Origin of the sequence: Chitinophaga sp. HK235, from assembly GCF_018255755.1 — a bacterium.
In the GTDB taxonomy this organism is placed as follows: domain Bacteria; phylum Bacteroidota; class Bacteroidia; order Chitinophagales; family Chitinophagaceae; genus Chitinophaga.
This window is the reverse complement of sequence record NZ_CP073766.1, coordinates 1,974,152-1,986,220: the sequence shown is the minus strand read 5'-3', so window position 1 is coordinate 1,986,220 and position 12,069 is coordinate 1,974,152. Positions and strand designations below refer to the sequence as shown.

The 12,069-nt window shown below is 48.9% G+C and carries 3 protein-coding genes; all 3 read left to right on the top strand.

The features are described from left to right. The first annotated feature begins 127 nt into the window (after positions 1-127). Genes KD145_RS06255 through KD145_RS06245 form a run of 3 tightly spaced genes read left to right on the top strand, consistent with a single transcriptional unit; the run spans position 128 to position 12,049 of the window. The gene (locus KD145_RS06255) at positions 128-4,543 is read left to right on the top strand and encodes a hypothetical protein (RefSeq protein ID WP_212005049.1); all 4,416 of its coding nucleotides are present in this window, start codon (positions 128-130) and stop codon (positions 4,541-4,543) included. Between the two features lie 6 nt (positions 4,544-4,549). Then, positions 4,550-6,637, top strand: a complete 2,088-nt coding sequence (locus KD145_RS06250; RefSeq protein WP_212005048.1) for a fibronectin type III domain-containing protein — start codon at positions 4,550-4,552, stop codon at positions 6,635-6,637. Between the two features lie 3 nt (positions 6,638-6,640). After that, positions 6,641-12,049, top strand: coding sequence for a T9SS type A sorting domain-containing protein (locus KD145_RS06245; RefSeq protein WP_212005047.1), 5,409 nt, complete (start codon positions 6,641-6,643; stop codon positions 12,047-12,049). The last annotated feature ends 20 nt before the right edge of the window (positions 12,050-12,069 follow it).

Sequence of the window (12,069 nt, the reverse complement as noted above, 5' to 3'; positions counted from 1 at the left end):
GGTAAAAATAAGATAATATTGCCAAGCCACTATTTACGGGTTAAAAAATTAGTTAATTATATAATTTAATATATATTTGAAATTAATACCGTGAAATATATTTTTTAAGGGCCTATCCTGTTGACCGATGTTCAAATATATCCCTAACCCTTTCCATGCATTGTCTGCATTGCTGCTGGCATTTGTGTTTTTTTGCGTTCAACCCTGTTACGCTACAGACTCCCTGTACACGTCACCAGTGGCCGATACAGCCCAAAAGGGCGATCTGATCGATCATGTGACAGGTGTCTTCAAAAGTATCAAAGAAAAAGGACGTTATGTCAATGCGCTCAGCAGCGAAGAAATGGGCAACCTCCCCATTGGGTTGGTAAGGGAGATCAATGGAAAAATTTATGTGATCGCGATCGATAGTGCTCATATGACGCCCACTGGTGCTTACTTCAATGCCTACTTCCGCTTTACGTTTCCGGGCACCAACAGTGAACTGATATTCGGCGCTAAAAATGTGGCTTTCACACCAGGAGGCATCTCTGCATCAGGATCTACCAAACTGGTACTGCTCAGTGAAAAAAATATTCCCATCAACGATCACCTCGACCTGATATTTCCCGGCGATGGTACCAACTATGTGGAGTGGGACTGTAATGGTTTCCGGGCCGCCAACCTGAGCGGAATTTTTGAATTCGATAAAGCCTGGCTGCAGCCGGAGGATCCTAAAACAGAGAAACTGCGGGCCGCCATGCAGGTCAATGTACACGACCTGAATAACATAATGGCCAGCGTAGACATACCTGCCTTCCATATCAACGGCCTCAAAGACTTCAGCTTTAAAGTGAAGAACGCCACGGTAGACATGAGCGATATCGCTAACCCTGCCGGACTGAATGTAACCAGTGATATGCTGGCCGATCCGGGCAGCCCGTTGTTATGGCGGGGCTTCTTCCTGCAGGAACTGGAAGTAGGACTGCCGCAGCAACTGGCCACACAGAAGGGCAGACCTAAAGTAGCGGTCACCAATTTTATCCTGGACGATCAGGGTGTGAGCGGAGCCATCACCGCAGAAAATATTCTCCCGCTGGGAGATGCCAGCGCTGGTGGCTGGCCACTGTCAGTGGATAAGATAGGTATCTCTTTCAGTAAAAATAAACTCAATGGTGGTCAGCTGGCAGGTATGCTGCAGCTGGATTTCCTCGGACAGGATCCGCTTGGGTACGATGCTTCCATCAGCATGCGTGGCGGTGATACCTATTATTCATTTGCTGTGAAAACTACCGCTGAAAAGAAATATAAATTCTTTGCCGGAGAAATCACACTTGATAAAAACAGCCGTATCCAGATCACCAAAACAGAAAAAGATTTTGTGCCAATGGCGGTGCTGAACGGTAAAGTGACCCTCAATCAAAGTTTCCTCAATGTCAACAATATCAGCTTCCAGGAACTGACCCTGTCTACCCAGAAGCCTTATGTACACAGCGGCACCTTCGATATCTCCAACTCCAGTGGTTCCAAAATGGGAGGGTTCCCTATCGGATTTGAAAACCTCAACATCGGTATCTCTGAAGGTAAAATCGGTATAGGCGGCACCGTTAAGCTCAACTTTATGAACTCCAGTGATAAGGGGTTCAGTGGTAAAACGTCTTTTGTAGTGACCGCCGAACAACGGGATGAAATACAGTCTGTAACTGTAGATGGCGCTGTAGTACAGAAAACAAGGACCCGCTGGAAACTGGATAAGGTGACGGTGAATGATATCGACCTTACTGTAAAAGTAATGGCCTTTTCCATGCATGGCATCCTCACCATCTTCGATAACCATCCGGTGTATGGTAATGGTTTCAGAGGCATGCTGGATTTCTCCATTCCCGGCCCTATCCCCAAAGCCAAGGCCACGGCTTATTTCGGCTCCAAGGATGATTACCGCTACTGGCACGTGGACGCCTATATCGGCGTAACCATCCCGATAGGGATGTTGCAGATCACCGGCCTGATGGGTGGTATGTCTTATCATATGGAAAGACCTTCCTCTTTTGACCCTTATGAGTCCCGTGATGCAGTTGATAAAAAAGGCGGGATGAAAGATGTATCTGAAATATTTCAGTATGTGCCTACCCGTGATGCAGGGCTGGGCTTCATCGGTGGTGTATCCCTGGCCTTTGCACAGGAAACGGTGGTTAATGCCAACGTGGCCCTGGAAGTACAGTTCGGTACAGACGGTGGTTTCCGCTACGCCCAGTTTGATGGTGCAGGATATGTGGTACACGTAGCCAAAAAAGCGGTCAACAAACAAGATGCAAAAGAAGATGTGTCGGCTCCGGTATGGGTGAAGTTTAAAATGAGATATGACAATGTCAACAGCACCTACGACGCCAGCTTTAAAACATATATTAATATAGCCGGAGTACTGCGTGGTATCAACGAAAATGGCCTTGTAGGAGAGGCAGCCTTCCATATGGCCCCCAACGAATGGTGGTTCTATATCGGTCGTCCTTCCCAGATGTTTGGCCTCAATATCCTCGGACTGGCAGAGATAAAGACCTATTTCATGATGGGCAGCAAGGTGGAAGATATGCCAGACGTACCACAGGAAGTCAAAGAAGTGTTTGATGGTGTCAACACCAACTTCATGGCCATGGAAAACGCCATGAGCAAAGGCGGTGGATTTGGCTTCGGCGCACACTTCCGTGCGGGCTTCTCATTCGACTTCGGTGTGTACGGCGATTTTGCACTGGGTGCCGGAACAGACATCCTGTTGCGCAACTACGGAGAGGCCAGGTGTAAAGGTAGTAACAGCGTGATCGGCTTCAACGGCTGGTACGCCTCTGGTCAGGCTTATGTATTCGTAAAAGGAGATGTAGGTATCCGGGTGAAAGTATTTGGTAAGAAAAGAGGATTCTCCATCGCTAAACTTTCTGCCGCAGTGTTGTTACAGGCTAAACTGCCCAACCCCAGCTGGTTCCGTGGTATGGTGGGTGTAAAATACGCCGTGCTGGGAGGACTGATCAAAGGAACCGCCAATATCAAAATTGAATTAGGTTCCCAGTGCGAACTGGTAGGGGCCAAAGAACTCAACGTAGTAGTGATCTCTGATATCAAACCGGACGATCAGAACAATGATGTAAGTGTGTTTGCCACACCACAGGTGGCCTTCAATATGGCAGTAGGAAAATCTTTCAGCATGATGAATGAGTTTGATGAAGTGGCTACCTACCGCATTCAGCTCGACGAACTGAAACTGATGAAAGACCAGAACGAGATCAAAGGTAGTGTAGAACTGGCTGCCGACGGCTCTTCCGCGTCGCTCACACTCCGCGATATCCTGCCTCCGCTGAGCAAACTGACTGCTTCTGCCAAAGTACATATCGATCGTCAGAACGGCAGCAGCTGGGACGCGCTGAAAAATGGCAATAACATCGATTATGAAACCAAGTCTGCTACTTTCACTACCGGTGAAGCGCCTGACTATATTCCATGGGAGAACGTAGCCTATGCTTATCCTGTTCGTCGTCAGTATAACCTGTTGCCAAAAGAGTACAACAAAGGATACATCAAATTAAAACGTGGTCAGCCCGATCTCTTTGCGCCGGTAGACGGCTCCGGTAAAAAATGGAAAGTGACCGCCGCAATGACGGCTGCACAAGGCCAGGCGATGGATGTACCAGTGTCTTACAGTGAAAATGCTGCGGAAGTAGGTTTCGATATCCCGGCGAATCTGTCCAGGGAAACCATCTACGGATTTAGCATCACCCGTGCCTCACTGGACGGTGAAAAAGCGGCCAACAACGTGGTGACCAAAAATACCACTACCATCAGTGAAGAGGGAGATACCACCACTTTCTCCCAGAAAGCGCTGAAAGGTAATGCTACCTCCGCTGCTACCAAAGAAGTGATCGCATATAGTTTCCGCACCAGCCGCTACGGCACTTTTGCGGAGAAAATGAACGCCACTTCTGATCCGCGGGATATGTTTGATATCGCCACCAATTACATCAGTGTCATCGGACAACGTTTTGATGCAGAAGAAACCTTTGACAAATTTGAGATCGAAGGGGATGCTACTTTCTCTACCAAACCGATGATCACGCTGAGAGCCGGCACCAACAACGGATGGCTGCAAAACCAGCTGATGCCGCTGTTGTACAACAATTATCCGTTCCATCCGTCTATCAATATCACCAGGGACCTTACTGTCACCGGTGGCATCCCGCCGCTGGATGCTGTACGGCTGTATAACAACGATATCGCCAGCTATAAACTGGAAGATGGTGCTATCAACGATGGGTATGCACCATCCAGACCAGGCCGCTGCCGCTTTATGTATTACGTTTCTTTTGTGGCCAATGATGATTATCATGAGTTGCTCAACAAAGCCAATCGTTATTACCTCAGTGGCGGACAGGCAACACCGGCTATCAGCCGTCTGATGACATCGCTCTTCCCGGACCTGCAGGGCAACCAGTTCTATCCGGTTGAACTGCAATACAGACTGCCTGGAAAAAACAATATAACATCATCGATTACACGAAGCATTTACTATAAATTATAATATCCAATGTACCGTATACTATTTACCGGGTTGTTATCTGTGGGGTTGTTGCTGATGGGCCGGCACACCGCCAGTGCACAGCAGCAGCAAAGTGAGCACCGTATTGTGGGCCTGGCAAATCCCAAGCCCGGAAAGATCCAGCTGCGCTGGTCTCCGGCAGGATATATTGCCTGGGAGATAGGTAACAAGTACGGCTACACGGTAGAACGTTTTACGACTTCCGTCAACGGGGTGCTGGTACCACATCCGCAACCGGTACTGCTGACACCACAACCGTTGAAGCCTTATACGCTGAAACAGATGGAGACCGCTGCGCAGAAAGATGACCGTATAGCGATGGTCGCGGAACTGATTTATGGAGAAGGAGCTAAGAAAGTGAAGCCTGAAGAAGGGATCGGCTCCTGGTTTGAAAACCAGAGCCAGAACGACTGGCGTATGAGCATGGCCCTGCTGGCCTGTGATATGTCGGTGGCCGCGGCAAGAAGTGCCGGCCTTTTTCTGGAAGATACTACCGTACGGCCTGGTGAACGCTATGCTTACCGCATCAGTGTTGGACAACAACCTAAAAACCTGATCATCGATACCGCCATTGTGGTAACAGCGCTCAATGAACCCATACTGCTGGGCCGTCCGCCGGAACTGGCCATCGTTTGTGCAGACAGTACCGCTACATTGGGCTGGCTCACCAACTTCAACAGAGGCATGTATTCTGCGTATGTGGTAGAAAGAGGTACTGATGGCAAAACATTCCGGCCGGTAACAGATCTGCCCGTTGTTCCTACTGCTCCTGATGCAGCCGGGTTTTCCTATTATCAGGATTCACTGCCGGACAATGATGTGAAATACTATTACCGCGTAAAAGGGATTACTCCTTTTGGTGAATATGGTCCCTACTCACAGGTTGTAATGGGCATGGGCGTGCCTGCCGTGTCCGAAAGGCCCATTATGGACACCATCATCGTTATCGACAATAAAAAGATTGAGCTTCGCTGGTTGTTGCCCGGCGATCTCGCCAAAAATCTTTCTTCTATCATTGTCACCCGTTCCGAAAAGGGTAGTGGTCCTTATTTACCGATAGCCACTTTTAAGACTGACAAAACACCGGTATATAGTTTTACTGATCCCAAACCGCTGGCATCCAACTATTACAAGATAAAAGGAATCACCAAAAGAGGAAAGGCGATTTATTCCTTCCCTTATTTCGCTCAGCTGATTGATACCATTCCGCCGGCGGCACCTACCGGATTGGCCGGTACCGTAGACTCCACCGGAGTAGTAACGCTGAAGTGGGATAACAATACAGAAAAAGACCTCAAAGGTTATCGTGTGTTCAGGGGCAACAGCGCTAAAGAAGAGTTTACCGAAGCAACGCAGGAAATCCTTACTGAGCCCACTTTTAAGGATACGATCACGCTACATACCCTCACTTCCAAAGTATTCTACAAAATAATAGCACTCGATAAAAACTATAACACCTCCGCCTATACGGCGGTGTTGGCGCTCAAAAGGCCGGATACTATTGCCCCTTCTACACCGGTGTTTACCAGGGCTGTACGCTCCGATAGTTTAAACGGCGTAGTGTTGCAATGGAACAACAGCACCAGCGAAGATGTAGTGAAATACACGCTGTACCGTATCAATGCCAAAGACAGCAGCCGCCGCGAAGTAGGGGCATGGGATACTGCCCATCTCCGGGAATCCTTTCTGGATACGGCTGTGGTATTGGGTGACACCTATTTCTACGAGCTGATGGTATGGGACGATAGCGGTAATAAGTCGAAAGATATCAGCGGAGATGTTTGGTTTGAAACTGGTAAACGTCCTGCTGTGAAGAACTGGAAAGGTATAGTGGATATGGAGAAGAAACAGGTACTGCTGTCTTGGGAATATGATCAGCCGGATGTAAAACAATACCATATTTATCGTGCAAAAAATGATGCGCCGTATATCCTTTACCGTACGATAGAGGGTACAGCGAGGCAGTCAGTGGATGATGAAATCATATTGGGTAATATTTATAAATATAAAATAACCGCTGTGCTGAAAGGAGATGCTAAAGCAGTGATGAGCAGAGAGATATTGGTGAAGTATTAATCTATGCGTGCTATGTTTCGTTATTCTTTCATCCTATGTGCCCTGTTACTGTTAACAGGATTAAATGGCCTGTCGCAGACGCAGAGCGCTGTTGTTTTTTTCGGCGTTCCCGGTCAATATACCTCTCAGTTGGGAACCCTTAGTCTGAGAAGTCCCAGTGGAACCAATTATACGATGAGCGCCCAACCCTTTTCAACACCTGAAAACGAAGTGGTGGTAGGGGAAACAATGGTAATGGGGTATGCCTATTTTTTATATAATTTTTATAACAACATTGAATCACAAATAGGAACGGTACCGGGTATACGTATATATCCCATAACAAAGGACGGGATAATTAATAAGATTAAGTTTTATGGCCCGGTCTATCCTTACGGGCCTATCCAGGGACGCTTTGTTTACCAGATGATTGCCCCCACTGCGCTGAAAGCTACTATCAGCAGTAATACCGAAACCTGTGCTGACCAGGGAGTTTTTCTGTATACGAATTACAATATCCGCCTGTTTTCAGATAGTTATGTTACCTCGGAAATATCATGGGAGTATAGTACGGATGGAAATCAAACGTGGAAAGAGTTGAGTAGAACGCCCGGCCAGGACGCTGACTGGGGCCTCTCGTTTACAGCTGGAAATAATATTCCTGAAGTGAAGAGTGGAAAAGTAAATGCCACCTTTCGTTGCAGGATAATAGCCACCTATGCTGACCAGGTCTATTATTCACCCTATTCTCCGGTATCAGATGTGTATGTTTTCCTTCCTGCGGCACCCAAGATAGATGAATCAAAGATACAGAAGAAGCCTTCCTGCGTTGGAAAAGCCACCGGTGAAATTTTTATTCCCAGAAGTGCGATCACCAGTGGCTTCACCACTATACGCTGGTTGTTACGCCCGGGTAATGTCACGGCTCCCTGTAATCCCGACCTGGCAAGCGGCGCTCCTTCTTCCTGTGGTGATATTATTGACTGGAGTCCTCAGAATATTCCCGTTTCCGGTGGTATAACAGTCAGCAACGTACGAAAAGGGAATTACACCCTGTGGGTGATTAATCCTTCCGGTACAGCGGGCAACTGTTACAGCCCTATTCAGGTGGAAATGACAGAACTGGACCCGCTTACTGCTACCCAGGATATAGCAGGATCTGCAAATGTTTCCTGCTTTGGTGCCAATGATGGTAAAATCACTGTCACAGCAGCAGGCGGTAATGGTGCCACTAATGGCTATTTCTTTACCCTGGTAAAAGGCGGTACTATCGTGTCTGCAAAACAACAGGCCGCCGGCAATTCCATGACCTGGAACAACCTGTCCGGCGGCGACTACTCCGTGACAGTAGAGGATAATGCGTGTTCTCCCAACGTGATAGTACCGGTACACGTGAATGAACCACAACAGATAAAAGGAGCCGTGTTTCCTACAGATCCTTCCTGTGCCAGTCCGGGCAATGGTTCCATTGCCGTGGTGGCCGATGTGGGCAGTCCGGCTGTTGCCAGCTACCAGTTCAAGCTGTATAAGGATGGTTCTCTGGTACAACAAAGCGGGGCAGTAACTTCGCGTAACTACACCTTCAGTGGCCTGAGTGATGGTAACTATACGGTACAGATATTTAATAATGATTACCCTTCCTGCAGTGGATGGAGTATTCCGGCCAGCCTGAGTGTGGTAGCACCACTGACGCTTTCCATGAACGCACGCAACATGGTAACCTGCGCCGGGGGCAACGACGGTGCCTTACAATATTCTGCTACCGGCGGCTCCGGTGGCTATATCTTCACCCTCACAAAATCCGGTGTCAGCCCGGTCAGCAACAGCAACGGTACTTTCAGCGCATTGACTGCCGGCAGTTATACCATCAAAGTACAAAACAGCGTGCCCGGTTGTAATGATGTGCTCACGCAAACGGTGACCATCACAGAACCATTACCCCTGCAGGTAAATCTTCAGAAAACAGAGATTACCTGCAACGGTGCCCGGGACGGTATTGTGAAAGCCACTGTTTCCGGTGGTTCCGGCTTCTATCAATATAAGTGGGAACAACTGAAAGGAGGCATTTGGGTGACAGATCCCTTCTGGTTTGATACCGATACTAAGATCGATGCACTTGCTCCGGGTACTTATCGTGTAACCGTCTCCGATAGTAAATCTACCAACTGCTCCGTACTTTCAAATACGGTTACGATCACTGAGCTGTCGGTCCTGCAATCCGGTGGGGTGACCATCAAAGACGCAGTCTGCCTCGCGGATGGCGCTACAGTTACGATCTCCGCCAGCGGGGGTGATAACAGCTACACCTATGCCTGGACACAGGATGGTACGAATTATACCACCTTTACTTCAGGCACGGCTCTGCATACGTCCGGTTCTTATTATTTCAGAATCAAAGACGGTAAAGGCTGTACGCTGGATCTGCCGGATCCTTCTGTGATCACGCTACCCGCGACAGCACTGGCGTTTACAACACAGCTCTCTTCCTTTAACGGCTTTAATATCTCCTGTAACGGCGCGGCTGACGGTAAAATCACCGTACTGGCAACAGGCGGCAACGGCGGTGCCTATACGGGATATCAATATAAACTTGATAATGGTGTTTATCAATCCGGGAATGTATTTTCCAATCTTGGCCCCGGAACTTACAACATCAGTGTGAAAGATGCCCGTGGTTGTGTGGTGTCCGGCAGCGTAACGCTGGTGCAGCCTTCCCTGCGTATCAATGCCACACATCAGGATATTGATTGTTACGGCCTTGCTACCGGTAGTATTTCCACCAATATTCAGGGTGGAGCTACACCGTATAAGTTATATATCAATGGCACACTGACGGCTACCCCGGTGATCAGTAACCTGTCGCAGGGTACTTATGCACTACATGTTACAGATGCCAACGGCTGTACGAAAGACACCACGATTGTTGTTAATTACCTGTACCCGGCACTGAATATCAACACGACTACGGTAACGGATATCCGTTGTTTCGGTACTCAGGGCGGTGTAGTCCTCGGTACAACCGGAGGAGATGGTACTTATCAATACAGCCTGAGCAATGACAACTGGGCTACGTCCCGTTCCTATAGCAGCGGTGCGGGTCTTGATGCCGGCGTGTATGCGTTGAAGGTAACAGATGGTCGTGGTTGTAGTCTTATCTATAATAATAAACTCACGCTGACAGCTCCACCTGCTGCCATCAGCTTTTCGGCAACACTTTCAGACTATAATGGTCATAATATTTCCTGCGCAGGAGGTAACAACGGTGCTGCGCAAATAACAGCTACAGGCGGTAACGGTGCTGCCTACAGCGGTTACACCTATGCGGTGGACAATGGTGCTTTTGGCAGTAATCCGCTACTCTCCGGTATCAAAGCTGGTCAGCATACCCTGAAGGTGCAGGATGGCCGCGGTTGTATGGTATCACAGAACTATACCTTTACAGAATCCGCCCAGGCACTGGGCGTGCAGCTGGTGAGCAAGCAGGATGTACCCTGCGCAGCCGTGCTCACAGGCAGTATCATGGTGGCAGGTAACGGTGGTACCGGCAGTCTGCAGTACAGCCTTGATGGTACCAATTGGCAAAGCAGCCCTGTATTCAGCGGATTAACAAACGGTGATTATATTGTTACGGTCAGAGATGCCAATACCTGCGGTATCACTTTGCCGGTGAAGGTGGCAACTTTAAATCCGCCTATCGTGATTGATAATATCACCCGTCAGGATATCGTTTGTTTTGGTACGGCAGGAACCATCCGGGTGCAGGCTCATGGCGGCAGTGGTAGTTTTGTCAATGAATACGCCCTGAACGGTGGCGCCTATACGTCATTTAATAATAACACCCCGCTGGGAGCGGGCGATTATACAGTCCGTGTAAAAGATGCTGCAGGATGTTATTCTCCGGAAAGTGATCTCGTAAGTATCACCGCGCCGGCAGGGCTGACCTCTATAGTAAGTACTTCAGATTATCATGGTATGCAGGTGTCCTGCTATGGCCTGACCGATGGGGAAATCAACCTGACCTCCAGCGGTGGCAATGGCGGCAGCTATCAGGGGTATCAATACAGTGTTAACGGCGGTGCCTACACGAATAATGCTCAATATAAAAACATAGGCGCCGGCAACTATACCATCAAAGTCCGGGATGGACGTGGTTGTGAAATCACTAAAAATATTGTTTTACAGCAGCCGGCGGCGCCGCTGTCGCTGGTGATCTCAGACATTGCGCACCTGCCTTGTGGTGGTAATCCTACCGGAAAAATCACCCTTCAGGCAGCAGGTGGTACATTGCCTTATCAATATACACTCAACAATGGAGCGCCGCAGCCGAATGGTGTATTTGCAACATTGCCGGCCGGTGATTATACCCTTCAGGTAAAAGATGTGAACGGTTGTGCCGCGTCGGCAACCACGGCAGTAACGGCCATGTTCCCACCGGTAACAGCCACCGCTACGGTAACGAATGTACGCTGTAATGGTGAGTCCAATGGTGCAGTGATATTACAACCGGCGGGCGGCGATGGTAGTTACAGTTACCAGTGGAGCAGCGCCGGGCTGAATGGGGCTCAGGCACCACAGCTCAAAGCCGGCAGCTACAGCGTAAAAGTCACTGACGGCAAAGGCTGCAGCCAGTCTTACAGCTATGAAGTAACCCAGCCGCCGTTACTGGCGCTGGCCGTGACTGGCTCTCAGATATGCGATGGTATAGACGATGGTACCATCACTACTACCATACAAGGTGGCACCACTCCTTACCAATATGCACTGGGCAGCAGTAACTGGAGCAGCGACAATACCTTCCGCAACCTCACTGCCGGTGCCTATACCGTGAAAGTTCAGGATGCGAACGGCTGCGGCAACAGTCAGCAGACTTCCATCACCAAACGTAATGTTAAGCCGGATGCCAACTTCCTGGTGGCTTCCCGCAAAAACGCCTATGATACACTGGTGATCAAGGAAATCAGCCTGCCCGCACCTGACTTTGTCAGCTGGACCTTCGACCCGCAGGCTATCCTGCTGGGCTACGACCGTGGCACACCACTGATAAAGTTCACCAGCCCGGGTACCTACTGGGTAGAAATGCAGGGCACCTTCGGTGAATGCAGTTACAAAGTGCGCAAAGACATCCAGATCAGCGACTACGACCCACTGGCAGGCCCATCCAACAGTCTGCCGATACGTGTAATCGATACCGTGATACTGTCACCCAATCCTAATGATGGTAACTTCCGGTTCCAGATTAAGATGAGCCGCAAACAGCAGGTGATCGTATCCGTGTTTGACCTGAACGGACGTATACTGGCCAAACAACAGTATAGCCCGGCACTCCTGATAGATGACCGTTTTGCTTTGGGTAATGCCAATAACGGCATTTTTATCCTGAGGGTAGTTGCCGAAAATGAAAGTAAAGACGTCAGATTTATTATCAGCCGTTAATCTATATATTTTTTAAGAGA

Coding starts and splice junctions, on each gene's coding strand:
- KD145_RS06255 (WP_212005049.1), top strand. CDS start 128: ATGTTCAAATATATCCCTAACCCTTTCCATGCATTGTCTGCATTGCTG.
- KD145_RS06250 (WP_212005048.1), top strand. CDS start 4,550: ATGTACCGTATACTATTTACCGGGTTGTTATCTGTGGGGTTGTTGCTG.
- KD145_RS06245 (WP_212005047.1), top strand. CDS start 6,641: ATGCGTGCTATGTTTCGTTATTCTTTCATCCTATGTGCCCTGTTACTG.